Raw genomic sequence first — 24,897 nt, 5'->3', positions numbered from 1 at the left:
ATACAGACTGGAACAAGTCCAGTCTACACTATCCAGCACGGGGGCAAGCCCCCGAGATTTCCGCTACGCGCGTTAAAGATGAAGCTGTCTTGATGGTGCTAGAACAAGGTTACAGTGTTGCCGATGCTGCCAAGTCACTCGGTATAGGTACTAGCCTGCTTTATAGCTGGAAAGAAAAGTATGAGTCGAAGCAACAAGGCGTTACTTTACAAGAGTCTGAAAGAGATGAGTTAAAGCGCTTACGCAAAGAAAACAAAACGTTAAGGATGGAAAAAGAAATCTTAAAAAAGGCAAGCGCCTTCTTTGCGAAAGAAATGAAGTAAAATACCACTTTGTTAAAAAGCAATCGGTTCAGTTCCCTGTAACACTATTATGCCGTGTGATGAGTGTCAGTAAATCTGGCTATTACGATTGGTATAAACGGCCAGCAAAGGTGATAAGTGTTGATACATTGAAGCTTTATCGCCGTGTCAGACAGTTATTTAAGAAAAGTCGAGGCAGTTTAGGGAGTCGTGAGATGGTGAAGCGATTACGCAAAGAAGGCTATCAAGTTGGCCGTTATTTAGTCCGTAAAATCATGCGACGTTTACGGCTTAACGTTACTCAACGGCAAGCTTATAAGGCGACAACCAAGCGAAAACACAGCGATAGCGTTGCAGATAACCTGCTGAACATGAACTTCAATCCTACTTCTGCTAATCAAATTTGGGCGGGTGACGTGACTTATTTGAAGACGGGTGAAGGCTGGATGTATTTAGCTGTCGTGATGGACTTATATTCACGTCGAATAGTGGGATGGCACATAGATAAACGCATGACGACAGACTTGATTTCTAAGGCATTAATAAAAGCTTACAACCTTAGACAACCGCCTAAAGGCTTGGTGTTTCACCGTGATAGAGGTTCACAATATACCAGTAAGCAATTTGGTAAGCTGTTATCGAGTTATGGGATCCGTGCCAGTATGGGAGATGTGGGCGCGTGTTGGGATAATGCCGTAGTCGAGCGTTTCTTTGGTAGCTTGAAGCATGACTGGATTTTTAAGGTTAATCAGCCAACAAGAGCGTTTATGAAGCAAGATGTAGCGGCGTATATGAAATATTACAACTTAGAGCGGCTGCATTCTGCAAATGGTGATTTATCACCTGTTGAGTTTGAATATTCTCAATTAAAAGTGTCCAATTTTGGTTGACCAGTACATGTATGAAACGACTGTCGATTTTCAACTTAATTTTTAGTGTTTCAAGTAAATCAAATAAATTTATAACATCGTTAGCTTCTTGATCAATGTCTTCATGGACCTTCTTAATTTCAATCAACCTCTGCTCAAGATCGCCTCGGAGCTTGCGGCCAATTGCAATGAACCTTTTGAGTTCCTTTTTCAGGCAACTATATTGAGGATCTTTGATTTTAGGCTTTAAATGCTGGACTAGAATTTGATTTCGCTTAGGTGTTGTGATTAATCGCGAGCTTTCATCACAATTAAGATAAAGATGAATCAAAGAATGCTCAACCAGTCCGTTTAGTTGACTTTTGTATGTTTCGTTCAATCCAGTATACCTTTACAACCCAAAAGAGGCTTATTTTATCATTATGGGGCTTAAATTACTATTTTTGCCTGAACTCCCATAGTGGTGAAAATCACTAACTATTGGCATTCCGTTTTTTGGCTTTTTTTGCTAAGATAAGTGTTCATTTAAGAGCTTAACCTATTCTTTTTACTCGAAATACAAAGTCGTGCTACATACAATCAGTATTATGGTAAATAAGGGTGAAAATGGGGAATTTATCCTTTAATCATTTTTATCTATAGGCTCTATAAACTTAGCCTCTGAGCGATGAATTTTATCTATCAGAAAATGCATACCTAGTACAGTAGTAGTTAAAATATTACATACGACAAAAAGATATATTGCCAATAAAATAAACTTCACTGAACGATGAACATCAATCATCCAAAAAGAAATATTGGATACTGATAGCTGTATAAACCCTCCTACGAAATACATTAAGATACTCATGAACGCTAAATAACCAAAGAGATAAGCAAGAAAATTCCTTCTCGTTAATGGTTCCCCTCCTAACTTAGGAGGTACGCCATCCATGTATTTATCCATACCTTCTTTTTGAAAAGTAGCTACAGCAGCCATCGAAGCGATATAAAATCCAGATAAAATCTGCAAAATACCATTCACCAAACTGATTAGGCTACCTTTACCCATTAATGCTATCGGTTTAGGGAGCGAAAAAATAATAATACTAACAAGCAGAGCAAGCAACATTGGTATGTATACATCAAACCAACGTTTTTCTGTGTGTTTAATACCCAGATAATACATGGGTTTAAATAGTTTACTGATCATTTGAAGCTACGCTTTAAGATTATCATTCAAAATATATATTAACTTTTTCTTTAACTCATTATGAATGTCTTCTTGGCATTGTTCTACTTTTTCAGTGAGATTTATAACTGTACTCTTAGCGAACATTTTTTCAGCAATATTTTCCTCACGTGATTTAACTTCGAATGTTTTACTCCGTTTATCATTACTTTGATATCTAATCTGAACTTTAGAATAGTCATTTTTTGAAGCATAGCTCTTTACTGTTTGAATAGCCCTCATGGCTTTCTCTCCCATGGAACGTTTAACTTTAAAGGTTATCTTTTCATCGGTAATAATTAACTTAGACTCTTCATCTAATTGATCTTTTAATTTTGTTTTTACTGCAACAAATCCAGTAATGTGCCCCTTTTTTAGCAGTTGTTCTAATGAATCATTTCCATCATATGTTAAAGATATTTTTGGACGGCACATATTTTCTTTTTTACTACCTTTCTTTTCAAAGTGCTCAACAGCACATTCTTTTAGCATATGAGTTAGCCCAGCTTCTATAATTTTTCGACTAATTCCTGGCACCTCTTCAAAAATCGCATCATGATTCGCTTGATTAGACTGTTCTTTAGGATTTCTTAATAAAACTAAATGAGATGAGACTGATATACCTTCGCCATCTTTCTTAGGTTCGGTTCTAGTATCACCAGTATCTGAGTGGGTAAACGATGGATCGGTAGCATTAATATCCGCATACTTAAACAGCATAACAACTGTTTCTTCATTAATATCTAATTTACTTAACCTAAGTGTTACGGTGTCATCTTTTGTTTTATGGACAGCCTTATTATCCAAAACTAAATTCTGTAATTTTATTAAAAATCTTTCCAACGTAAATTGTGGAGCAGATTCAGGGATCTGACCTATAGAGAAAGTGCACTCTAGAGCAAACCTTTGGAACTCTTGCATTATCATATCATCAACTCACTTTTTAACATTGATGACAAACTACACCACGATACATTTATTATCAATTTGTTTACTAAAAAACAACAAAGAAGAAGTACCACCTTTCTACCAGTGATAAGGCTTTTTTATCACTGGTAACAGCAAATAGCCGTATGACTAATCGAACTATCCAGTAATTCCCGATACCCAATTTACCAACTTTCGCCACCATCCCTCACCCTTTAGATCGAGGCTCTTTGAGTCCCCTTTATTGCTATAAAGTATCTTTGCCGTAGACTCTTTATCACGTAACTCAGGGAAGTATTCTAACAATGAAATCCATTTTTCATTTATCATAATATCAATATCCTGAAAAAGTATCCCTGCTTGGCTGTACCTATTATCACTGTGGTTTTCTTCAATCCAAAAAAGATGAGCCTCACCTTCATTAAACCCTTCATCCCACTGCCAATTAAAACCAATTTCTGAGAAATGAATTTTTTTAAACCTGAGTATTTTACTTTTCCAAAACATGGAATCTCTTTCGTATGACTTTTGTGCTTTTTCAAACGTCTCAAAAAAGCAAAATCTAAACAAAGACCTTCCATCCATTAACTTATCATGCATAGCATGTAAATTTTTGTGCATCAGGTTTGTATACTCTGGAGTATATAAAGGAGCACAAAATTTATTACCTATAAATTTATCTAACTGTTTTTCAGTTGTTACGTGATAAACGTGCATATTTTTACACCTACTGGTTAACACCTTGTTGTAGTGAAAAAGTGATTGCCTAAAATTAACGGCAACGCAATAAAAACCATAACAAAATAGAGTTAATTCTACCCGTGATAACTGTTTTTATCACGGGTGTAGTCTAGCTGGGTTATGGGTGTATTCAAATTGGGTAGGTGTACCCTAATTGGGTTTCGAGTGTACTCAAGTTGGGCTACCAGTAATAAAGGGATATTATCACTGGTAATAGCAGAGTGCGTCTATTGCTAAAATTTAGGATACTTCGTAACCTGTGCTTTTTTGTTCTAATTTTAATACGGAAACTTCTTTACTTGTTAACAATGGCAAAGCCACTTCTAGGCCATATAACTTATTGCCTGTAACCACACCGTTGCAAAGATGGCCAAGATATCTTAAATAAGTAAAACATTCAGGCTCACTATCTTTTGTCGTGTTGTAGTATGCAGCTTGACCACCATTCTCATTCAATAAAATCACTTTCTCGCATAACCACCTTGGGGCACCCCATGCCACTAACCTATCAAACCAGCTAGGCCACTCTCTAACTTCTACATCTTGTGCTAATTTTTCTTTTTTCTTTTTATAAAAAGAATCAGACAATTTCATTAGATCGATTTTTGCAATCCCTGTAACTCGCATTACACCGTCTAAGTCTGTTTTGCTTTTGGAAACGACCTTTTTTTTATTCAACGTTATTAATGTAAATTCATCACCTCCGACAAACGTAACTTTGTATTTTTTTCTCGCATCACTAGCCTTGTCAACAAACAGCGAGTTATATTTTTTAATTACGTTTGAATTAGTTTCAGGAATAACATCAAAAATACTCATCTGTATGTGCATAATGAACCCTTAATGATAGTAGCTGTACGAACCTCGTTTACCGTGTATACAAAAGATAACAAACAACGATTACCGTGTAAACATATAATTTCTTTTATTTACACGGTAAACATATTAGTATGTCGTTAACTTGAAAAAGGAATAAATAAGATGGCTCAAAACAACGAACAAAGAAAAGCCTCTATTGCTACCGCAAGAAAAGCTAATCACCAAAAAAATCTTGAAACAAAGAAGCGGCTCGATGCCTATGTGGGTATAGAAACAAAAGAAGGCTTAAAGGTGCTAAAGAAACACTTTGATGTTTCGAACGAAGGATTAGCGATAGACCAGGCTGTAAAAATGGCTTTATCCATGATCGATAAAGATTAGACTTGCTACCAGTGATAATAGTGGTTATCACTGGCTCAAGCATTTCATTTAGAAGGGATATTACTTTCTTTAAAATTTTTGTCTTTATAAATAAAGCATTTACCATTGTACAATTCTGCATTGTAGGCACTTTGCCCCCAAATACAAACTTCGTTACTTAACGCATTAAATTTAACCTTAAACGCTTGAACGTCAGAAGCGCCGATAAAATCATCAGGAAGACTAATGAACTCATTAAATGATGGATCAAATACAGATCCACATACCGCACCTCCCCCACATGAGTACGTGAATAAATAATCCTCCGTATTAAAATTAGGTTTTTTATCATATATGTTGATAAAAGCTTGTTTGAATACGCTTGAATAGGGTTCTTTGTTCAAAATAGAATCAACATCTACTTTTACCTCCCCCGAATGTGCGCAGGAGGATACAAGTAGAAGAAGAGGTAATAATCTCATTGGCTATTCCCTTTGGATTTACGTAATACTTCTTTCATTTTTTCGATAGATAAATGTGCTTTGTTTAAACCGTCTCCTGAATAATAAGACTCCCCACCGACTGCAATCCTTCCTTTGCTGATTTTTCTTCCTTTTTCTACGCCTGCCGAAGCAAACTCTTTAGCCCAATCATAGATAGCATCTTCAATCGTACCATCAGATTCCAAGTAACTAATGATTTGAGGACGCTTCACTTTAATTAAATATCCATTAAAAATTTTATCTTGGGTTAATGCATCAAAGGTGTCATTTTTATCAATCGATAAGTGTCGTACGGCTTCTTGCAATGTAGTGGGTATAAGCTGAAACCGCCCAACGGCAAAGGCCTCTCTTGTTTGTTGTAACTCAATAACTTCTATAACGGTCTTTTTATCTAGATCAGTATTAAAAAATGATTTCAATCCACCTTTTGTTCTATTGTAAGCCGAGTAATCATTTCTTGATTCTACATGACCTAATAAAATGCCAAATTCACTATTTGCCCAATCATATCCTTCAAACTTCCATTTCTCACATAGGGCCTCATCTAATGCTAAGATAGTGCCTCGATCAACCTCTCCATGAATAATATTGAATTCATACTGCTCATGTGTGTTGTGCGTGGGTTTATATCTTTTCTGAAATTGTTTAACGACTCGCATTGTTTTCTGACCAAAATGGCTATCAGCACCTCTATTGCCTAAATCAAATCCAACCGCAATCAGGGCTTCTTGTGCCTTTAATACTTCAAAGCTTTTTATACCCATTTTAAGTGGAGAAAAAGCACCTAAAGCCAATGAATTAAGGTTTTTCTCATTTTTTAGTAATTGTGATTTAAGAGGAGGAATCACATTTTTATCATCAAACCTAGCTTCACTTTCCTGTTCGTTTTTCTTTATCCGTTCAAGTTTTTCGATGTTACTTGTCGTACTTGGGCACGGTTTATAGGATTGTGTCGCTTGTGCTAAGCGTTCTCGTTCGATATAGGCTAGATTTTCCCTGTGTTTGACTTCACGTATAGATTGTCCTGCCGTTGGTGATGGTGACATGACTGGCCTTTGCCTTCTCTTCGAAACACAATAATGACATTGACAACTCATAACAATCCCTTGTTTTCATATTTGAGCAAAAAAGGTAACAAAAATACAGCTAACACATTGCTAATTCAAGGGTTATTTTTAGAAATTATAAAAAATGGGGGTTATGTCGCAAAGTTGAAAAGCTAATTTCAGAAATGAGTTTTTTGGACAATACAAAAAATCATGGGCTATATTCCCCTACCAGTGATAAACAAGGGTTATCACTGGTAGTAGCTCATTTGCACTATTCTCAACTTAAACTAGAATTAGATCGTTCGTCTCTCATTAGACTGAATGCGAACTCTACAGAGAAGCCTCCGCCTTGATTCCTCGGGGGCTTTTCGCCGTCTAGAGTATTAAACATAATCAAATTTCAACTGGTCTTTAGTCATGTTAAGGCAAGTTTCAAATGTCACATTGTTGGGCAAAGTAGAAATGTCACATCATTAGTTATTAGATATAAAATGATTTACCAACTAAACTTCTTAAATCAGGTGTTTCATAGCCACTTGATATCCAATCTAAGGTTGCCTATAGCCCTTTTTAAGGGCTTTTTTTATCTTTGTTGACAGATAACCTCTATTTTCTACACTTTATAGTGTAAGAACACAAAAGGTTACATCATATGAAATTAAATACAGATACAGATACTGACTTGATAAAAAAAGTTTCAGCGATAATTTTTGGTGGTTTATTGATTATTCAAGTTGGAATTATGCTATACAATTCATTTCATGGGGTTTTGCCTAAACCATATCATTTTATACTGGTTACTTTATGGTCTGCTTTATTTTGTATGTGCATGTTTTTATTGAAAAATGAAAATTTTTTTAATGGGATCGTATTGGGAGCACTTGTAGGCTCTTTTTTATACACACTAATTGCATATTTAGCAGGAGTATTCTAATACTCATGCAATTGAGATATTTAATATTACTTTTATTATTCTGTAGCCATATATACGCCGAAACCAAAAAAGAAACCTACGAAGAAATGTCTAAAGATTTGGCTATCATTCAAAAAACAATTGACATATTCAGTAGGAAAAATCATAAAGAAAGTAAAATCAAGGTTAATAACCCAGCTTATGTTGATATATTAGTTGATAAAGCCAATCTATACTCTAAAGCAAGCATCACTTCAAAAATAGTGACAACTACCACCAAAGCTATTTCATATCAGGTTATTGATAAAAAAGAAGGTTGGTATGCAGTAAAACTAAATGCTATATACTTCGGTAAAAAATTTGCTTGGATTGAATCTTCAGATGTTCTACCTTCAAATATTTTATCTAACATCACTAAACTTAGTACTCAGTCATCTGAATTATTGTACAAAAACTTGATTTTATTGTTAATTGATTTTGAACATAAATATAAAGATAACCCTTATCTTACTCCATCAGGCTTTACTATAAATATTGAAGAATCACCTTCAATTTCAGTTACTTTTGAATTTAATGAATAAATTAATATAACACTCATATCGCTGAGCTAAATTTGAAAGCTTTTGGTAATAGAGGTTATTCTCGCGTCAAACTTGGCTTAAATTTAACCTCTTGTTCAACAAGTGGATTAATCGCCCTTGCTTGCGCTTTTCGACTCCCTTTTTTAGCATTACGAGTACGTTCGTAGGTTTCTGAACGCTCTGCTTGACTCTCTTTTGCAAAGGCCAATGCTGCGCCCAAGCGTTTATTTTCAACAACAGCCCCTTGCTGCACACTTCTGAGTTTATCAAACACGCTATAAGGTAATTCTTCACCACAATATTGAATCGATATGGTGCCATCAGGGTAATCATAAATCATGACAGATTTACCGATTAATCTTTTAGCTTTATCAGTAGGGTCAATAATATACATTACTTTGTCATACTGTAAAGTTAGTGCTTTGGTCAGTTTTCGGCTTGTTTGCCTTGAAAAAATATTATGCAGTTCAGTTTTTGATTCTTGTACTGGGCGATGAGCATTTTGAGAAGACTGAGCAGCACAAGCAAAGCGGCAATTAAAGTCAGCCATAAACTCAGGAAGCCACACATTAGCTTCTTCTATGGTATTGATGTTTGCTAAGCGCATTTCCTTAATCAGGCGGTCTTGAAGTGTCCTATTGGCGCGTTCGACTCGTCCTTTAGCCTGTGAGCTGTTAGCACAGATTAATTCAATATTAAGTTCATAGAGCGCACGTCCATATTCTGTCATTTGCTTATTGGTTTTCTTGCTCGGTGAATTGACCTTAAATACCGCATATTTATCACTGTAAAAAGCAATGGGTTTGCCATGATTATCCAAATATTCTCGTGTCGCATTCATATAATCATAAGTGGTCTCTGATTCACAAAAGCGCAATGACATCAACTGACTGGTCGCATCATCAATAAACACTAACAAGCAACACTTAGGTGAACGGCCTTCAAACCAATCATGATAAGAGCCATCTATTTGCACCAGCTCACCATAACATTCACGTCGATATCGAGGTTGGTAGACTTTTTTCTGCTTACGCTTGCGAACTCGCCATAATCCCTCTGTAATTAACCATTGCCTTAAGGTTTCGCTGGAGAGTTTTATACCATGTAGCTCTGCTAATTTTTCACAGGCAAAGGTCGGTTTAAAATCCGCGTATTTTTGCTTAACCAGCGTTAAAACTTTATCTTTAAATTCATATGGAAAACGACGGTTACTCGGCAATCCACGACGTTTAGAGACTAGACCAGCTTCACCACTTTTGCGGAATTGATTCACTAACCTTTGTGTGTGCCGGCGAGTAAGCCCTAAAATTGAAGCAGCGGCCATTTGAGTTAATTGTTTATTGCAAACATCCTTAATAACACCAATCCGGTGCAGTTCCTTTTCATTCATCGTAATTAACATGACACCAATCTAATATGCTGGATTATTTGTATCCAGCATACCAGAATGTGACATCTCTAAGTTGGGGAAATGTGACATTACTATATTTGAATTACAACTAGACCTTGGTCAAATGCGCACAACAAGAGATTATGTTAAGTCGGGGCGAAAATGGGGAAATTATCTACTTGTTGAACGATTAAGATAAGCCACATCTGCGCATCCTTCCCTTAGTTAGCTACAAGTACATTACCCCAGCTTCTTATCTAACAACTCAGAACTAGCCCTCATCTCTTTAACCATATAACTAGAAATGAAACCTGTAGTCTTATATTTTAAAGTTACAAAGTCTATTTTTTCAAAATCAGGGTGACGACTGATTACAGAAAGATAGCACTCTAACCTTTTTACTTTGGTAGTGGGACGGCTTAATTCTTTTTTTAGTTTTTCTTCAAACTTGATGATCTCAGATTCATCATCCCAATCATTTAGCTCTATATAAATAGTTCTAGCTAGTTTTTTTTGAGACCAACCTAAGCTAGCAATTATGCTCTTTATTTGCTTTTGTAATTCATTTGTCCCCATTTGTCCTTTCACCCTCCTTACAATAGAAACTGTTCCTTAAGGGAACTAACATAAACAACATATATTAAGGAAATAACATGTTACTTACAGCAAACAACACACCACCAAACGGACCAAGCAAAACTGGAGAACCTTCTGGCGGTGGAAGAGGCAATAATCCACCAAAAACTAAATTTAGTAACAAATACTAATATTACTATTAAAACGAGCCATAAATAATGACTCGTTTTTCTTCATTTCTTCATAATTAATTTTTAATACAGTCTGTTCAAGTGCGCACATACAGACTTCTTTTTTCACAACATACTGCGAACTTCGTAAGCTCCCGCCTGAAGAGTTAACACAACTATCAATTAATTCATATTCGACTTGTATAGGTAATCTTTGCTCTTCAAAGAAAGTGTTATCTATTTTGTAGGTCCCATATATTCCGATTATTAGAGCTGTTGTTGTTGAAATTAATGGTTTTTTAAATTTCTTGAACGCATGATCCTTAAAAGATTCTTTGCAACTAAAGCAAACAATATTCTCGGAATATTCTATTTGATTGTCTGTTTGACAAGATGGACATTCGACTTGCACTATAACTCCTTGTGCTTATAACATCACCAACACCAGTGGAAAACTTCTTTTTACATTTCAAGCAAACAGTTTGACATCTGAACGCTTATCTTTGTTATGTGCCTACTAACCTAAGGCATTAGATTAGCTTAACTTTCTATATGTGTTCTCATAGCGCACATCATACCACTCTAACAAAAATTTGCTATATTTCATTCAGCTACCAGTGATAAGAATCATTTATCACTGGTAGAAATAATGAATTAACCTTTAGTTATCCATTGATAGTTATTTTCACCATATTCCGCGATAGTGTAAACGTAACTTGTACTCTCATCGCCATCAAGCGAGATAATAAAAAAGAGTTATCATTGTTGTAATATTATTCAGTTAGAGAGTGCTTTATGAATAAAATCAACATTATCTCTGGTGCTAATGGTGGCTTCTTAAATGATGGGGAGCTGGTCGGTGGTATTTATTCTGATATCCCTTTTTCCGTCTATAAACAAATTAAAGCATTAAACCATAGTCGTTTAAAATCCAGTTTTACATCCATGGCTCATTTCAATTATGAGCAAAATAATCCTGCCGATGTCGAAATTTATAATCGTCAATTAACAGGGGGATCATTAACGCACGCTCTGGCATTGACACCAAAGGAAGTGAATAATCATTTTTTCCTGTTTCCTTCCCCCGAAGACTATCCAAATGCTTTGCACACATTGAGTGATCTACAGGGTTATTTGATTAAACACTTACAAACATGCCCATCGACAAAATCAGGATGTGTCGATTTAGTCAGGGAGATAGACCCTGATGCTTATATCTTTGATGATATCGTCGAAAAATCTCTAAGATCGGGTTGGGGAGATAAAGCGTTCAATCACGCCATGGGGCTCGCTAGTAATCGGATAAGTTCTGTTATCAGTAAACATTCAGAGCCCTCAGTACGTCGTATGGCCAACAAAATGGGGGTAACTAAATCGGATTGGGATTTATGTTTGCGTTGTGCTAATAGCGTTATCACACATCCGAGAGTTGCCAGGTATCTTAAAAATGGTAAGGCCGAACTAACGCTGATCGCGTATGACTCAAACCACAAAATGTGGCTTAAGTGTCGTCTAGATTGGTTATACAACAGTTCAGTCCCTTTAGATTTAAAGACAACTTCGGGTACAGGTACTTATGACTTCAAGAAAGCTTGTTTACGTTACAACTACGACACTCAAGAGGCTTTTTATTTGCATGTCGCAGCGTTACTAGGCATTGAACTCGCGCCGATGGAATTTATTGCAGTAGAAACAGCCTTACCAAACTTAGTCACCCCTTATGCGCTTGACTCGATTTGCAGAGAAAGGGCTAAAGGGCTTGTTATTAGTCACTTATCAAAAATACAGCAGTCAATGACGACCGGAAAGTGGGATGCTTATTCTGTGGGTAATGAGTTGGTTACTTTAAAATTAAATAGAAAATCGGGCGTTTTCACGCAATCAGATGTTTCTTCTTTTACGAATTATTTTTAGGAGAATGCTATGGAACTGCAGCCATATTTAGACTCGTTGAGCTCAATTGAAAACGAGTACAAACAAGCTTCAAAGAATTACCCGCGTTCTGACTTAATATTTAGACAAGAAGCCAATGCGATTGTTCGCCAATTTATCATATTGCAGGGAGATCATTATCCTCTTCCTCGTCTTGCATTGGCTGAATGTTTAATGAGAGCGGTGCGATTAGGATTGTCTCTTTTAGATCAAAGAAAAGAGTGTTTTCTTCAGCTTAATTATCAAATGAACTTTGTTACATTGAGCTTGGCGATTGGTTATCGGGGATATCAGCGAATTTTCTGTGGGAGTGGTTTACTTAATCGAATTGATGTTGGGCTCGTTTACGCAAATGACACTTTTCGATATCAAGGCCCTCGAATGGAAGTGATACATTCGACAAGTTGTTTATCGACTGATGTTTCAGTAAGAGGTCAGCTTGAGGGGGGTTATTGTATTGCTGAAGTGTCTGATGGTAGTTTGATGACAACGGTAATGAGTAGAAGCCAGATTGATGAAGTCGAAATGATGGCTAGACTTTATGGGCATGAGAAGTCATGGGATTCAGAATTCAAAGGAGAGTGCATAAGGGCTGCTATTATCCGATTTTCTGCGAAGAATTGGTTTCGGATCAGTCCAAATATTGATGTTGATAATCTCGCGATTCAAGAATTAGAAGATCAATTTAACGGCGTCAGTGAAGAGGGACAATCTTATGATCCTAAGTAGCTACAAAAAAGAAGGGGATCGTAACTCACTAATTATCTACTCTGAGCCCCTAAGAAGCCGAGCTTATGATCTTAGTCAAGAGTTGAATGAGTTGTGTGGCTCTCAAGATTATTTTGATATTTTTGCTGTTTCTAATACAGAGGGTTTTGTTAAACTTGTGGTTGAACTGACTCCTGTTTTTTATCAGTATGCGATTAGAGCGTTGGGGTTTGGGCAAATAAGAGTGGGGGTAGTTACTCAGGGGATGTCTTTTTGCTTTAATGGATCAAGACGTCCAATCATATCTGAATGTGCCTCAGAGCCTCGAGGAAGGGTTCTCGGGGGATATTTTGAGGTGGAGAGAAAAGGTGCCTATTTCTCTGGGATTGTGTCTAAAGAAGAATTATTGGGTTTTTGGTCGATGTGGCATAAAAACAAGATGCATCGTTGCTTGCCATTTTATCTTGCTTATAGTCACTCGGCTTTGTTGTCGGCTCTGAGCCGAAGAGCACTAAAGTACTTAGGGTTTGGGCAAGGAGGAGTGGATGTACCTTTATTCTTAGTAACAGCGGAGAAGTTTAATAAGCCTCACAAGAACAAAGACTTACACCACAATAACGGGCAATGTAAGTCTTTTCATATTTAGCTTTTGTATTCTCTCCATGTTGATTAATTAACCTTACTGCCAACGATTTGCGCAACATAGCGCAATGCTTTGTCATGCTCATCGTATCGTTCATTGACATAAAGATCGGTTGATAGACGTATGATCTGTTTCAATGGTGATATAATTTGATCCTCTTTGCATAGTTTTAGGATACGGTTGGGTATCCCATTTAAGGGTAAATTGTGTTTGAACCTATATCTCTGGCTTAACTTATTTTCACTCCATATTTTCTCAAACTGTATTAGAGCAGTTTTAAGCCGGTGTAGGATGGGTAGTTGATCGTTTAGATAGTAATACTCATTAACCATAGTCTGTTGATCTAAACCAATAAGTTTACATATCGTATTAAACCCATCTGATGTTACATAGGTTACTATCTCGTGCTGCAACTTCTCTTTTGCCTTAATTAATTGGTTAAACAGAACATCGATAAAACCGAACCAAAATTTACGGCAGTCATCTTCAGTCCATTCAATCCAGTAACACATATTTTTTGAATCCAGGTGTGGATCTATTCCCATTATACCGTCTTCAAAACCTGATTTTCCTTTCATAAACTGAATAATAAATTCATCATCAAGGAAATGAGGGATAAAGTTGTGATTTTTTGCGAGGCAAAAAGGGGGTGAGAGATTGGTCATAATAAGTCTCCTTAAAAAAGGAGAACACCCCACAAGGGATAGACTCCCTATTGGGTTGGATGGTATTTATTATTTAACCGTTAGCACTGCATCTTTAAAAAATAAATACACATTATACGGTGTTCACCATACATCCTTACCCCAGCCATGACTTTCATCATCATTACTAGCGTCATCGCCTACATCATCGAAATCACGGCTATCTTCGTCATCGCCTACACCGTCGCCGGTTGGGTGAATAGAACCGGTCAAATCAGTATCTTGGGTATTGTCGGCGGCGTTACCTGCATCATTCATACTTTGTAGTAATGCATTGGCGTTAGATGTGGGATCTCGTTGTTCAATTACCTCTTTGATACGATTAGGGCTTGATAAGCCGTAATAGACATCTTTGACGACCTCAACATCGGATGGGGGTAGTTTTCCTTTTTTAGGTAAAATGCGAATAGCATGTTCGACGTAATCAACCACAGCAATAATCTTTGGTTCAATAAACGCTAAAGAGCATATTTTACGAACTAGACGGGCAAGTGGTTGCCTAAACTTCTGCCCTATACTCATTGAGGGTTTACTTAAGTGATTTAGTTGTTTTTCAGCTTCGTTACTGATCTCAACATATAATTGTCGAACCTGCATTTCTTGTAGTGAATGGGCATCTTCAATAAAGATGGGTTTAACGTGCATAGGTACAGGGGGTTTAAATGTGAACTTGGATTTCCACTCTGCGGCTGATAGAGCATGATCTTGAATTAATCCTGCTATTTCTCTGTTTTCAGGATTACTACAATGATCACCGACAATCGTGTCCCACTGAGCCTCAATTTGATCTAAGCGCTGATAACCTTTTTCGGTTATGTCATTTAGCTCTTCATTAACCTTTACCATCTCGTCACTACTAATAAAATATACATCATTGATATATATTCCATTTTCGTGAAGAACACGCTTGAAAGCTGAAGAGACATAAGAGCTAACTTTAGTGGAAAGGAGTTTGCTAGGGTTATATGTTGTGTCCAAGTATTTGGCAGGTAGCCACATAACAGTATTTTTAGTTAAGTTCTTATTCTTAACTTTATTACCGTCAATCAATACGTCGGCTTCAGGTACGGTACTAGTACCATGACATCCGGTTACGTTATCGGTACCAACGTGGTACATAACCAAGGTTGTCTCGGTTTCTACACTGTTCATGGGATTCTCCATAATCATGGGTTATTGACTTAAATCAATTTGGATCTCGATTTCAGTAAGTGGTCTAGCGCAACAAATCAGAATTTCGTCTAAATTGTGGGCGGCTAGGGGGTAAGTTTCATACTCAATTTTTCCTTCAATTAATCGGCATTTACATGCGCTACAGAACCCATTTCGGCATTCAGCTTTGGTTACGTATTTATCCTTTTCAAGTAGTGTTAACACGGTATGAACGGATGGTTTTAACTTAACTATCATCATCGCCTCCATGGTTTGTTTCAGTGGTCGCTTCTTCGAGCATGTGGTACTTGATTTCTACATCAGTTTCATTAAAAAATGCTTCCACGACTTCCTCTATACTGTTCGTATGTACAATGGATGATACTGAGCATTCGTGTTTTTTTTGGCGTTTATTAACCCTTGGTAAGTGTCAACTTTCTCATGTAGATCCCAAAGAACTTTATCCGGGCTCCATACAACATATGTTTTTTCCATGGTATATATCCTTATTTAAGTGCAACCGGATTTAGGCCATCTCAGGACTAAGGGCGCGGGTGTGGGTTAGTTGAGTTCGGCGATCAGAAGATTTGCCTTAAGCCGTAGGCGGGTGAACTGGGGGATCGGTGGCGTAATAAAAACGGCATCAAGCAGACAGTGGCTGGTTGATGGGGTCTTAGGGTATTTTGCTTTTAGGTTTTTTTGTTTTTTAGTGGGTTACATGTGCGTTCGACGAAGTGTCTATTTTTCAGACTAACCGAAAGGCTAAAAATTGTCAATTTTAGGATTTGAGCTTTGAAGTTGTTACTCAAACTAATGTTCTTAGTATGTTAAGTCGGTTCTAGCATATCCAATGTAGCTTCTGTTGCAGCTGTATAACGGGCCATAAAGCCAGTTACGTCGACGTTGAAATCAAGCTCTTTATCCAGAACCATTTTTCCTATAAAATTCATAGCATTGTCAAGCTCATCCTGAGGCGGCAAACAAAACTTAATAGCCATCAATTGCTTATAAGTTTGAATGGCTGTTTGATAATTGAGCGCAGGTCCTTTATCAACTTCCTGTTTCCAAGTAAATAGAAATTTTATACCAACGATCGTTCGGCCTGATTTTTCATATGAGAACCCTAAACTTCCGGTGGTCTCGTTAGTGTGGAATGTGATATTTTTTTCAACCACACTAATTTCATTAATAGCGGGTATAATTATTCGACTAATAAAATGACCAGTCTGCATATATGTTTTTTTCTTAACCTTTCCTCTTTCGTCAACAAGTCCAAATAATCCATATAAGTCTTGAAGTGGTTGCGTATGTAAGGTCATTCTATTATTTTTAAATCTACATAGTATTGTATATAGGCGCTTTGATGAGCTTAACTTTAGCCTTCTAAACTCTTGATGAGAAACAAGGCTATGGCCTTGGCTGGCTCCCATATAAGCTCGTACTAATTGGTGGTTCGGTGAGATAATGAGTTGACCTTTCCTGTAACGTACGCGAGAAAATAGGGGGATAAAATCAAATTCATCATGAGTCCTACACCCTATTTTCTTACCTGAAAGATCTGCACAAGGACCGACTAGTACAGTAGCGAGATGGTTAACGGTCAATCCAAACCATTCACATAGCACGTTTGTATTAAATTTATAGACAGGGATCTTTGATATTTCTCCTTTTTCTAAAAATTCGGTCCAATTGTCTTTATGATATTTAGATAGAAATAAGGCAAATATGTCATGTTGTATAGGGGTCAATGATATTTGTGAAAACACCAGTTCATGGGCTTTTTTAAAAAATGATCGACTGACATCTCTCATGTCAGCACTGGTAATAATGTTATCTGTCTGTACTTCAAATTCCTCTTCCATCACTTTCCCTTTGCACTCTCAATAGTAACTATCACGTTTTACTGTCATAAATCGGTTAATTTTACACGGATCGTCAAATAAAACTGCTAACAATGCTTATCCGATAAAAAAATAACAGTAAGTAGTAATACTAGACTATTAATTGATATGGGCAACATTCATACGAATTTAAAGATTAGATCGGTATGTACGGGCTATAACAGACTATTTTTATACCGTTAAATAGTTACTTGTGGAAGAGGGCTGTGGATGAACAACAGTAAAACGTGATTTAAAGGACAGTAAAACGTAGTTTAAAGGACAGTAAAACGTGATTTATAGGACAGTAAAACGTGATTTATAGGACAGTAGAACGTAGTTTAAAGGACAGTAAAACGTGATTTATAGAACTGTATAGCACTGATAATAATGATTAAATAGAAAGCTATAGATCTTATAGATCTTTATAGATTTTATAGATCCTTATAAAGATCTTATTATAGAGCGGTGGATATGTGGATATCTTTTCATTCCTCATTTCTTATACGGTGTTGTTTCAACCAAAATATGCTTTAAACAACAATACAGGTGTCGCTATAAATTTATACTTTAGGTTCAGCGACAAAACAGGATTAGTCATCTTCAAATTCTATTTTATAAAGAAAGGTTTGCCCTTCTCGTCGACAGCAATTGTACTTTCGCCAAAGTGTCCAAATATAATTACCGTTACTCGAACTAATACTGTTTAGCTTTGCCTCTGGATCAGGGAATATATAACAAGAATTCCCCCTTTCTCGCGGGTGATTCAACTGCCATTTTCCTGCTTTATCACTTGATTCTTTAACATGCCCGTATCCACGACCGACAATCTCATTTGGATCTGATGGAGGGGCAGAATAAAGATGAGGCCATTGGTGATCGTCACTCGTAATAAAATCAGCGCCTTTGTGAACATTTACAGCACTGGTTCGATAAGGATCATCCCCAATAATGTGACCTGTCCGAGGGTATATCTTTCCCCATGTTATCGGGGCCGGATTCGTATTATCCTCAATCTTTCTATCTGTATTACCTACCGAGGCTAGCATTTCATAGAGCCCTAATCTCCATTCTAAGTCTAACAGCGAATTAAAATAGGGATAGAAAGGAGTGACTTTACTATCACACCATTCAAACGTTCCAGTGGCATTAAACATCTGATTAAATATCATATCAGTCATTATGATATCAGCAGATCCTGTAATACTGACATCAGTGAATTGTAAACTCGATTTTGCTTTTTTTTGTAAGCTAGCAGTTTTGCTCCCTTGGCCTTGTTCTACGCCAAGTAGGGTTTTACCTATTTGCTTAGCAGGTTGATGTTGGATACTTGATAAGATGCCAGCGGAATGACTATCACTACGTCTGCTTTCGACAAACAGATCGGGTGAGAAATGGCTATTAAGTACGCTGTATTCCACACTGCATGTGAGCAAAGAGCACTTTAACCAAAAACACACTCCTACAATTTCTAATTGAACGCACGAGAAATTAAAGTGATCTTGAGCGAGTTCAGTAATTGTTAACTCGGATTGTTCAGCGCAGATAGCTGAGGAGGATAAAAGTATGCACATAATAGGCATTAACAGCGATTTAGTAAATCTACTCATTGGGACCTCTATTTCTATTTTATTGGCATACTCGCTTTTTATCAGTGAACCTTTGATACTTTTTCCAAGATTCATAAACACTTAATCCGTATACAACGCACTTATCATTAAAGACCATGGCTGGATATGCTTTAACGCCTAATTTGTTGGCTTTAGCTTTAGCGTTTTCAGCCTGACTAATGGCACTCATTAATTTTTGTATTGCCGGTGACTGTATGATTTTTTGGATGCGGGGTTTAACTTCATCAATAGAGCCTGTTCTTAAAAAGCGACTATTGATTGCTTGTAACGCAGTAAGATCCGCGCCAAGCCAGTATACTCTTGCATTGCTCGCTGTTATTCGCTCAAAGCGTTCGACGTCGAATGCCTGAGTATGGCTAATGAATATATCGATGTGGGGGGTTGCGAAGACCGGTATGGTGATGAGTAGCCAGCTAATAAAGGCAGCTATAACTTGTTTCATATTATGCCTCTTTTTTTATCTAATTTTTTGGCCAAGCTAATGGCGGCATCAATATCACTGCAATTCAAAGCATGCATTTCATCCCGTAGCGCTTTCTTTTCTTTCCCATCTGAACCCGCTAATACTAAATGCAGGCTAGGGGGAACGCTTCGAAACAGGAGGGGGTTAAGTTTTTCAGAAAATAGGACACCTTCGGTATAACACTTTGTCTGTTTTCTGCATGATTTCATTAATGTGATCTGCTCTTCAGACAGATCTTTAAACGCCTTAAGTTGTTCAATTTCATCCTTGGATGGGGCTAATACCTGCCACCACTCAATCATATTTAACAATTTACGGGCAACGTCGGGGAAATCACTGAGATTTTGAGTAGCAAATATAGGCCATGTATTTAATTTCCTGAACATTTTTACTATTTTAATCAGGATGCTGAGTAGTAGTTCTTCTGTGGTAATAATATGGGACTCATCAGTAATAACAAGATTATGGCGGCCACTGAACTGGTTAGCTTCTGCAATAGCGTTAATTTTCATCATTAAACTAATGTATGTTAATGCAAGTTGGGCTTCGTAACCTGATTTTGTGAGTGTGCCTAAATCCACAATAGTGACATCTACGTCAGGCCATGCTTCGCCTTCCCTGTTAAATAGCTCTCCATCAAATCCATGGGTCCATGAGTCCATAGCTGCAGCCATGTCGGCGAGTTTTTCTTGCTGCTTTGTGTTTAGATCGGGATCTTTGGAAGTGATGGCTAATTGCTTTTGAAGATCTTGCGTTAACATCATTCTATTTTCTTGCTTCGCAGTGATTGCGGCATCTCTTATGCATCGTCGGAGTAGTCCTCTTTCAGCGCGACGGTAATGCTTTTGTTCTTCTTTTTCTCCGCCGGTTATCATCAACATAGCAGATACTTCCATTTCCCCCATAATATCTCTCTGTTCGTCATCCTCAGGGTTTTCTTCGATTAGATCGGCGTAGATATCGTCTGTGATACTGTCATATTTCATGCCTGCTCTATTTTCTTGTTCAAATAAGAGATGTGAGTCTGCAAATGGGGGTAATGATGTACCAGAGCCAGGGGTTACATTGACTGAGTTAACTGAAACTCCCATGCTTTGTAGGTACTTCCCCATGAGACCAAAGCTATTACCCTTTTCGATAATAAAAACCTTAGGTCTATAGTTAGCCATCACTGTGAGAATAAAATCCACGAGTTTGGCTGATTTCCCACTACCAGGAGGGCCTACAATTAACCCGAATGCATTGTTTACTTTGTCTCTGTCGAATTGGTCGTAGGTGATGGGGGACCCTCCTCGATTAAACTCAATCTGGCTAACATGTTCGGAGCCCTCTTCTCTACCCCACAGTAGAGAAAGGTTCATAGCGTGCTGCACATAACATTTCCTAGCGACTCTGTTTTTAGGATCTCTATTTGGAAAGAAATTCATAGGCAGTAAGTCTATGTATGATTTCAGCGCTAAACCGTCATCTTCGAGTCGGTAAGATGTGATGTTGTTGCTAAAAAGAAGGGCAGTAATATCGCGAGCTTTTTTCTTTAAGTCAGGGAGGTCACTACCTCTGATATAAACACCAACAGCTAAGCGGCAAATATTTTGATTCTGTGAAAGAGATTGTTTTAGTGTTTTGATGGCGTTGATTGTTAAATTGGATTGTTGCGACCCGCCTCTGCATTTATTTTCGAGTACTTCGGCTTGTTGCAGAACGTCATCCTGAGATGTCATTAACATCGTTTTAGTGATGATAGTTCCTGGAGGTAATCCATCCATAAAGCTACTTGTTGTGCTATTGACGCCTATTCCATTGCTGATCTCACCTGATAACTGGCCGATTTCAGGTCTTTTGTTGAACTTAGCACTTCTTATTAACGTGTGTGGTTTGCCATCAAACCACCAACAATTATTATCAATATCTATTCTGGGTTTACTGTGGATCAAAGCCTCACTAAAGTCGAATCCATACGGAATATCATCGTCGTTATTGATCCCTATTTTTTTAAACAGTTCCTCTTTACTTGAGGCTAATGCGAAATTAGGATTAAACCAAATCAGCATCCATCTAAAAAAATCAATGCCAGTATCTCTAGAAAACTGGATCCTATTTGCTCGCATTTGTCGTTCTACCCCTTCACGTACAGCGCATATATCTTCGATAGGATCGAAATACTCGTCATTTTTTTCTGCTTCAGAGCAACGGCGAAACAGTATGAACTTACATCGTCTTTTTTCACCTTTCCATTGCTTTTGAGTCAGTTCATCTTTAAAGATCCCTTGCTCTTTTGCTATCCCCTTTAAATGCGTTTTCATTAATACCAGATATTCAATACTGTATTTGGTAGACTTTGCTTCGGGTGACATATTTGCTTTCATATCGTCGAGAATGTCACTGATATTGTCATCTTGATATGCAAACTCCTGTATGATCCAGGGGTTCTTTTGTTTTGGTTTTACTTCATTTTCAAAAATGCCTTGGAGCTTGTCTCTGGTTATTATTAGATTCGATTGGCTTCGTCCTTCGGTGGGGATGGGGTTGATTGTGAATATAATAGCTTGGCTATAATTATCTTCGAGTAGAAAGGTTTCCGATTCGGTCATGTATTCACTGTACGGCAGTAGACTAGGGAAACTACGAGGGTCCCTCCTATCTAAATCATCAATCTCTTTTTCTGAATATGCTTTTACTGGTTCAGCATAGTTTGATGGTGAGAGCCCTACGGTGTGGCATAGTTTTTTCACTCTATCTTTTAATTGCATAACGGATGTCCTGCAGAGCACATTAAAAGATGTTGTATTGCTGAAAATTCGCCAGGAAGTGCGTATTCATCTGTCGCTAGCATCTTAAATTCAGTAATATAACTAGGGATAGGAATTCTATTTTTAACGCTAAGACGTGTATTAACAAAGAGGTACAGAGTCGGGTTGGGTAATAACTGATAATCTGGCTTTGGGCTGCTTGTTAATGCATATGCGTTTAAATGTAACTCATTATCTTCTAATGGTCTGAGGGGAACAGTACGGGAAGGGTATGGCTTATTTCCTTTTATACTACTGTCTCTTTGCGCGCCGTAGTAGACCTCTTTCGCTGTTAGTGTTCCCGTGGGTAAAAAGCTTTTTTTACTCGTAGTGCATCCAGTAGCACTACTCAAAGCTATCAACATTATTATAATTATTATCATGATTTAGCCTCCGGGTGTTGAGTGGGTAATCTATATTTATTTGCTCTGTGATCCTGATATCAACGACTTTGCCAACAGCAACGTAAGCGATATCTAGCATCCCTGCTTGTCTTAAGTTCAGTGTATTAATGACTGAGTTAATTCCTTCAGAGGCGCCATTGGCGATGGCGTATGAGTTGTGGGACCCGGTTACTTTGCTTGATGAGTCACTAATATTGCTTGATTGCGTTGTCTGCGCTTGTCCAAAACCGTCACTGGCCCCCTTGCCTAGTTGTAAAAGCATTTGTGTCGTCAGATATTGTGGGAGATTGCTAACGTAAGCGTCTGCGCTGATGCATGGGATGCCATATTCATCAGTTATGTACCCTAGACGCCCCTCTTCTGGATCGTCTGCTTCTACAGTCGTTGTTACGCCATCTTCAAAAATAAAAACAAGTTTATTAATATTGCCCTCTGCGCATTCTAATACTTGGTTTCCGATAGCCGTACCTGATGCGAGAATATTACTGAGACCATTGATATGATTGTTTTTACTGACTAATGCTTCAGGGCCTAATTTTACCAAAAACTCATAAGGGCTTGTTACTGTCCCGCCAATGGGGACCTTGGCCAGTATTGCGGATTGGGTGACGGCGCCCACTAGGGTGGTGGTGGGAGGAATGGTGATGTGAGGAGTCGGTACTTCGGTATCTATGTATTGCTCGGCGGGTTCATAGATACGCGTTAAAGGTTTCTTAAAGTCGGGGATAATCCTTTCTCTATCACCCTTTTCATTCAATTGAAATTCGGCATCGATGGGTTGTATCCATTCTGGGTCATATTGATTTGGATCTGAGGGTGATATTGGGGGCGTATTGGATGTTTGGGGGACGCCATAAGGATTGGCGGTATTATTTGATGGGTATTCACCATCCTCAACCAAGTGAGGATTATCCTCTGTTTGTTCTTCTACTTTAATGAGTCTTTGTTTAACGTCAATAAAGGCTTTTTCAAGACCTTGCAGTGTGCTTGAGTTTGCGGGTCTATCTTTAGGTGGGATATTCTTTTGATTTTCCTTCACTTTCCTTAACTCAACTCTTAATGCTTGTATTTTCTCATTTTGTTCATTTTGCTTATCCGTCATCGCCTCGAGTTGGAAATTGAGTAGTGTCATCTGATGAATGGCTTTTGATTGGTCAGGTGATGAGAGTGGGGGTAGTTTGATACTGTCAGGTTCTACTGCCGATTGATTGCCTCCAAATGTGTGCGGGGCTTCTGTCTCTTTTTTGTTGCTGTCGCTGTAGAATTTCACTCCAATTGCTGTGATCAATAAAATAGTTGTAACACCGATTGCGATATAATTTGTTTTAGATTTAGCCATGAGATGACCTTGACTTAAACAGTGCTGCTTGGATAGGCGTCGCGGTTATTAGGTACAATGTTGTTTGGCTATTTAGCGTGCCTATTGACGTTAAAGTCAGATGTTGGGTAGTAAAATATAGCCACTTAGCATTCAAATCTTCTCGTCTAACTCTTTGGGAGATAGTTGTATTGTTCTTCATTTGTATGGCTGTGAGATAAAGTCCATTGCTTCGCCATGCAGCTATTGGCCACAATGAAAATGCTTCATAGCTTCCGCCAATGAAAAGCTGACTTAAGTCTATGGTTTGAGAGACTGTAATAGGGGATATACCTTCGCTAGAAGGAATTAATCTGGGGGGGAGATATAAAGACGCAGAAGCATAGCGTATGAGATCTATTGGGCCAATATTATTTGATGCAGGGGAGTGATTGGAGACTGCATCCTTTGGTTTTGACTGCTCAGTTTGTATGATAATGTCTTCAAGAGCCGTGACTGTTTTGATTGTCTTTAGATCAATAAGGACAATATTTTGGGACTGTATGAGCCTGACTCTTATTCTTGCTGTTTGGAACTCATTTAATGCTTTTAGATAAACCCATCCTTGGGCGCTACTAACGCTGATATACTTTTTTAGGGAAGGAGGGATTGCGATCTCTACATTATCATTAAAACGAATAATACGCTCTTGGCCTACAGTGAGTCCTACGCCTAAAGGGTGTCCTCGCCATTCTCTTATTTCTGTTGCTCCCAGTTGGATTGGTATAGCAAGTAGGAACACAAGCGTATATTTAAACGCTAACGTTAATAGACCTAATGTATATTCAGATTCCGATCTCATATTTGTGCCTTCGATTTTGTCG

General features: G+C 37.8%; 26 protein-coding genes and 1 pseudogene. 7 read left to right on the top strand and 20 right to left on the bottom strand.

Translation table 11 applies throughout. The annotated features are described in order from the left end of the window. The first annotated feature begins 92 nt into the window (after positions 1-92). A protein-coding gene (locus Q0779_RS19260; RefSeq protein WP_298775155.1) for an IS3 family transposase occupies positions 93-1,192 on the top strand; the annotation gives its coding sequence in 2 pieces (ribosomal slippage) (positions 93-279 and positions 279-1,192; 1,101 coding nt in all). Between the two features lie 43 nt (positions 1,193-1,235). Here Q0779_RS19260 and Q0779_RS24035 read toward each other — a convergent pair. The 5 genes and pseudogenes from Q0779_RS24035 to Q0779_RS19240 all read right to left on the bottom strand — a co-directional run. After that, positions 1,236-1,550: pseudogene (locus Q0779_RS24035) on the bottom strand (DUF2913 family protein); the annotation flags it as partial. Positions 1,551-1,793: 243 nt separating this feature from the next. Continuing rightward, the gene (locus tag Q0779_RS19255; protein ID WP_298775152.1) at positions 1,794-2,363 is read right to left on the bottom strand and encodes a hypothetical protein; all 570 of its coding nucleotides are present in this window, start codon (positions 2,361-2,363) and stop codon (positions 1,794-1,796) included. A 6-nt stretch (positions 2,364-2,369) separates the two neighbouring features. Then, on the bottom strand, positions 2,370-3,308 hold the full coding sequence (locus tag Q0779_RS19250; RefSeq protein ID WP_298775150.1) for a hypothetical protein: 939 nt from the start codon (positions 3,306-3,308) through the stop codon (positions 2,370-2,372). A 159-nt stretch (positions 3,309-3,467) separates the two neighbouring features. After that, positions 3,468-4,025: a hypothetical protein gene (locus Q0779_RS19245; protein ID WP_298775149.1), complete on the bottom strand. Its 558-nt coding sequence runs from the start codon at positions 4,023-4,025 to the stop codon at positions 3,468-3,470. Positions 4,026-4,289: 264 nt separating this feature from the next. Then, a complete protein-coding gene (locus Q0779_RS19240; protein WP_298775147.1) occupies positions 4,290-4,880 on the bottom strand; it encodes a hypothetical protein in 591 nt (196 codons plus the stop codon). Positions 4,881-5,030: 150 nt separating this feature from the next. Here Q0779_RS19240 and Q0779_RS19235 point away from each other — a divergent pair, with 150 nt between their 5' ends. Then, entirely contained in the window at positions 5,031-5,249 is a 219-nt protein-coding gene (locus tag Q0779_RS19235) for a hypothetical protein (RefSeq protein ID WP_298775146.1), read from the top strand. Between the two features lie 44 nt (positions 5,250-5,293). Here Q0779_RS19235 and Q0779_RS19230 read toward each other — a convergent pair whose 3' ends face one another. Beyond that, on the bottom strand, positions 5,294-5,710 hold the full coding sequence (locus Q0779_RS19230) for a hypothetical protein (RefSeq protein WP_298775144.1): 417 nt from the start codon (positions 5,708-5,710) through the stop codon (positions 5,294-5,296). Further along, positions 5,707-6,777 carry a peptidoglycan-binding domain-containing protein gene (locus Q0779_RS19225; protein WP_298775143.1) on the bottom strand — a complete coding sequence of 357 codons (1,071 nt, stop codon included), beginning with the start codon at positions 6,775-6,777 and terminating at the stop codon, positions 5,707-5,709. Before Q0779_RS19225 ends, Q0779_RS19230 begins: the two co-directional genes overlap by 4 nt. 655 nt (positions 6,778-7,432) lie before the next feature. Between Q0779_RS19225 and Q0779_RS19220 the strand changes: the two genes are divergently transcribed. Next, positions 7,433-7,714 (top strand): hypothetical protein, encoded by a 282-nt coding sequence (locus Q0779_RS19220; protein WP_298775142.1) that lies wholly within the window; start codon positions 7,433-7,435, stop codon positions 7,712-7,714. A gap of 86 nt (positions 7,715-7,800) precedes the next feature. Next, a complete protein-coding gene (locus Q0779_RS19215) occupies positions 7,801-8,274 on the top strand; it encodes a hypothetical protein (protein ID WP_298775141.1) in 474 nt (157 codons plus the stop codon). Positions 8,275-8,329: 55 nt separating this feature from the next. On the opposite strand, the gene Q0779_RS19210 is transcribed toward Q0779_RS19215, so the two are convergent. From Q0779_RS19210 to Q0779_RS19200, 3 genes are all read right to left on the bottom strand, one after another. Beyond that, a complete protein-coding gene (locus tag Q0779_RS19210) occupies positions 8,330-9,664 on the bottom strand; it encodes an ISNCY family transposase (RefSeq protein WP_298775154.1) in 1,335 nt (444 codons plus the stop codon). A 240-nt stretch (positions 9,665-9,904) separates the two neighbouring features. Further along, entirely contained in the window at positions 9,905-10,240 is a 336-nt protein-coding gene (locus Q0779_RS19205; protein ID WP_298775140.1) for a hypothetical protein, read from the bottom strand. 174 nt (positions 10,241-10,414) lie between these two features. Continuing rightward, on the bottom strand, positions 10,415-10,822 hold the full coding sequence (locus Q0779_RS19200; protein ID WP_298775137.1) for a hypothetical protein: 408 nt from the start codon (positions 10,820-10,822) through the stop codon (positions 10,415-10,417). A 383-nt stretch (positions 10,823-11,205) separates the two neighbouring features. On the opposite strand from Q0779_RS19200, the gene Q0779_RS19195 reads away from it, so the two are divergent. From Q0779_RS19195 to Q0779_RS19185, 3 genes are read left to right on the top strand one after another with little or no spacing between them, the layout of a single operon-like run. Further along, entirely contained in the window at positions 11,206-12,324 is a 1,119-nt protein-coding gene (locus Q0779_RS19195) for a PD-(D/E)XK nuclease-like domain-containing protein (protein WP_298775135.1), read from the top strand. A 9-nt stretch (positions 12,325-12,333) separates the two neighbouring features. Beyond that, the gene (locus Q0779_RS19190; RefSeq protein WP_298775132.1) at positions 12,334-13,071 is read left to right on the top strand and encodes a recombinase RecT; all 738 of its coding nucleotides are present in this window, start codon (positions 12,334-12,336) and stop codon (positions 13,069-13,071) included. Further along, on the top strand, positions 13,058-13,696 hold the full coding sequence (locus Q0779_RS19185) for a hypothetical protein (RefSeq protein ID WP_298775131.1): 639 nt from the start codon (positions 13,058-13,060) through the stop codon (positions 13,694-13,696). Before Q0779_RS19190 ends, Q0779_RS19185 begins: the two co-directional genes overlap by 14 nt. Before the next feature lie 23 nt (positions 13,697-13,719). Here the strand turns inward: Q0779_RS19185 and Q0779_RS19180 are convergent, their stop codons facing one another. The 10 genes from Q0779_RS19180 to Q0779_RS19140 form a co-directional block, all read right to left on the bottom strand. Then, positions 13,720-14,358 carry a hypothetical protein gene (locus tag Q0779_RS19180; RefSeq protein ID WP_298775130.1) on the bottom strand — a complete coding sequence of 213 codons (639 nt, stop codon included), beginning with the start codon at positions 14,356-14,358 and terminating at the stop codon, positions 13,720-13,722. Positions 14,359-14,481: 123 nt separating this feature from the next. Continuing rightward, on the bottom strand, positions 14,482-15,549 hold the full coding sequence (locus Q0779_RS19175; protein WP_298775128.1) for a DUF3150 domain-containing protein: 1,068 nt from the start codon (positions 15,547-15,549) through the stop codon (positions 14,482-14,484). 21 nt (positions 15,550-15,570) lie between these two features. Next, on the bottom strand, positions 15,571-15,807 hold the full coding sequence (locus Q0779_RS24030; RefSeq protein WP_367180824.1) for a 2Fe-2S iron-sulfur cluster-binding protein: 237 nt from the start codon (positions 15,805-15,807) through the stop codon (positions 15,571-15,573). A 569-nt stretch (positions 15,808-16,376) separates the two neighbouring features. Further along, complete coding sequence (locus tag Q0779_RS19170) at positions 16,377-17,411, bottom strand: replication initiation protein (RefSeq protein ID WP_298775127.1); 1,035 nt, start codon at positions 17,409-17,411, stop codon at positions 16,377-16,379. 611 nt (positions 17,412-18,022) lie between these two features. Beyond that, positions 18,023-19,039, bottom strand: coding sequence for a TraU family protein (locus Q0779_RS19165; protein WP_298775126.1), 1,017 nt, complete (start codon positions 19,037-19,039; stop codon positions 18,023-18,025). Between the two features lie 19 nt (positions 19,040-19,058). Then, positions 19,059-19,502, bottom strand: coding sequence for a DUF1525 domain-containing protein (locus Q0779_RS19160; protein ID WP_298775125.1), 444 nt, complete (start codon positions 19,500-19,502; stop codon positions 19,059-19,061). Next, complete coding sequence (locus tag Q0779_RS19155) at positions 19,499-22,273, bottom strand: conjugative transfer ATPase (RefSeq protein WP_298775123.1); 2,775 nt, start codon at positions 22,271-22,273, stop codon at positions 19,499-19,501. Before Q0779_RS19155 ends, Q0779_RS19160 begins: the two co-directional genes overlap by 4 nt. Beyond that, positions 22,264-22,677: a hypothetical protein gene (locus Q0779_RS19150; protein WP_298775122.1), complete on the bottom strand. Its 414-nt coding sequence runs from the start codon at positions 22,675-22,677 to the stop codon at positions 22,264-22,266. Before Q0779_RS19150 ends, Q0779_RS19155 begins: the two co-directional genes overlap by 10 nt. Then, entirely contained in the window at positions 22,658-24,055 is a 1,398-nt protein-coding gene (locus Q0779_RS19145; RefSeq protein WP_298775120.1) for a hypothetical protein, read from the bottom strand. Before Q0779_RS19145 ends, Q0779_RS19150 begins: the two co-directional genes overlap by 20 nt. Next, a complete protein-coding gene (locus tag Q0779_RS19140) occupies positions 24,048-24,875 on the bottom strand; it encodes a TIGR03749 family integrating conjugative element protein (RefSeq protein WP_298775118.1) in 828 nt (275 codons plus the stop codon). Before Q0779_RS19140 ends, Q0779_RS19145 begins: the two co-directional genes overlap by 8 nt. Positions 24,876-24,897 lie beyond the last annotated feature (22 nt).

It is taken from the genome of uncultured Shewanella sp. (assembly GCF_947491715.1).
Lineage (GTDB): Bacteria > Pseudomonadota > Gammaproteobacteria > Enterobacterales > Shewanellaceae > Shewanella.
Note: the sequence above shows the minus strand (reverse complement) of the source record. Positions and strands in the feature narration are given on the sequence as shown.

Excerpts from the sequence above, each read along its gene's own strand:
- Q0779_RS19255 (WP_298775152.1), bottom strand. The coding sequence starts at position 2,363 with ATGATCAGTAAACTATTTAAACCCATGTATTATCTGGGTATTAAACAC.
- Q0779_RS19250 (WP_298775150.1), bottom strand. The coding sequence starts at position 3,308 with ATGATAATGCAAGAGTTCCAAAGGTTTGCTCTAGAGTGCACTTTCTCT.
- Q0779_RS19245 (WP_298775149.1), bottom strand. The coding sequence starts at position 4,025 with ATGCACGTTTATCACGTAACAACTGAAAAACAGTTAGATAAATTTATA.
- Q0779_RS19240 (WP_298775147.1), bottom strand. The coding sequence starts at position 4,880 with ATGCACATACAGATGAGTATTTTTGATGTTATTCCTGAAACTAATTCA.
- Q0779_RS19235 (WP_298775146.1), top strand. The coding sequence starts at position 5,031 with ATGGCTCAAAACAACGAACAAAGAAAAGCCTCTATTGCTACCGCAAGA.
- Q0779_RS19230 (WP_298775144.1), bottom strand. The coding sequence starts at position 5,710 with ATGAGATTATTACCTCTTCTTCTACTTGTATCCTCCTGCGCACATTCG.
- Q0779_RS19225 (WP_298775143.1), bottom strand. The coding sequence starts at position 6,777 with ATGTCACCATCACCAACGGCAGGACAATCTATACGTGAAGTCAAACAC.
- Q0779_RS19220 (WP_298775142.1), top strand. The coding sequence starts at position 7,433 with ATGAAATTAAATACAGATACAGATACTGACTTGATAAAAAAAGTTTCA.
- Q0779_RS19215 (WP_298775141.1), top strand. The coding sequence starts at position 7,801 with ATGTCTAAAGATTTGGCTATCATTCAAAAAACAATTGACATATTCAGT.
- Q0779_RS19210 (WP_298775154.1), bottom strand. The coding sequence starts at position 9,664 with ATGAATGAAAAGGAACTGCACCGGATTGGTGTTATTAAGGATGTTTGC.
- Q0779_RS19205 (WP_298775140.1), bottom strand. The coding sequence starts at position 10,240 with ATGGGGACAAATGAATTACAAAAGCAAATAAAGAGCATAATTGCTAGC.
- Q0779_RS19195 (WP_298775135.1), top strand. The coding sequence starts at position 11,206 with ATGAATAAAATCAACATTATCTCTGGTGCTAATGGTGGCTTCTTAAAT.
- Q0779_RS19190 (WP_298775132.1), top strand. The coding sequence starts at position 12,334 with ATGGAACTGCAGCCATATTTAGACTCGTTGAGCTCAATTGAAAACGAG.
- Q0779_RS19185 (WP_298775131.1), top strand. The coding sequence starts at position 13,058 with ATGATCCTAAGTAGCTACAAAAAAGAAGGGGATCGTAACTCACTAATT.
- Q0779_RS19180 (WP_298775130.1), bottom strand. The coding sequence starts at position 14,358 with ATGACCAATCTCTCACCCCCTTTTTGCCTCGCAAAAAATCACAACTTT.
- Q0779_RS19175 (WP_298775128.1), bottom strand. The coding sequence starts at position 15,549 with ATGAACAGTGTAGAAACCGAGACAACCTTGGTTATGTACCACGTTGGT.
- Q0779_RS24030 (WP_367180824.1), bottom strand. The coding sequence starts at position 15,807 with ATGATAGTTAAGTTAAAACCATCCGTTCATACCGTGTTAACACTACTT.
- Q0779_RS19170 (WP_298775127.1), bottom strand. The coding sequence starts at position 17,411 with ATGGAAGAGGAATTTGAAGTACAGACAGATAACATTATTACCAGTGCT.
- Q0779_RS19165 (WP_298775126.1), bottom strand. The coding sequence starts at position 19,039 with ATGAGTAGATTTACTAAATCGCTGTTAATGCCTATTATGTGCATACTT.
- Q0779_RS19160 (WP_298775125.1), bottom strand. The coding sequence starts at position 19,502 with ATGAAACAAGTTATAGCTGCCTTTATTAGCTGGCTACTCATCACCATA.
- Q0779_RS19155 (WP_298775123.1), bottom strand. The coding sequence starts at position 22,273 with ATGCAATTAAAAGATAGAGTGAAAAAACTATGCCACACCGTAGGGCTC.
- Q0779_RS19150 (WP_298775122.1), bottom strand. The coding sequence starts at position 22,677 with ATGTTGATAGCTTTGAGTAGTGCTACTGGATGCACTACGAGTAAAAAA.
- Q0779_RS19145 (WP_298775120.1), bottom strand. The coding sequence starts at position 24,055 with ATGGCTAAATCTAAAACAAATTATATCGCAATCGGTGTTACAACTATT.
- Q0779_RS19140 (WP_298775118.1), bottom strand. The coding sequence starts at position 24,875 with ATGAGATCGGAATCTGAATATACATTAGGTCTATTAACGTTAGCGTTT.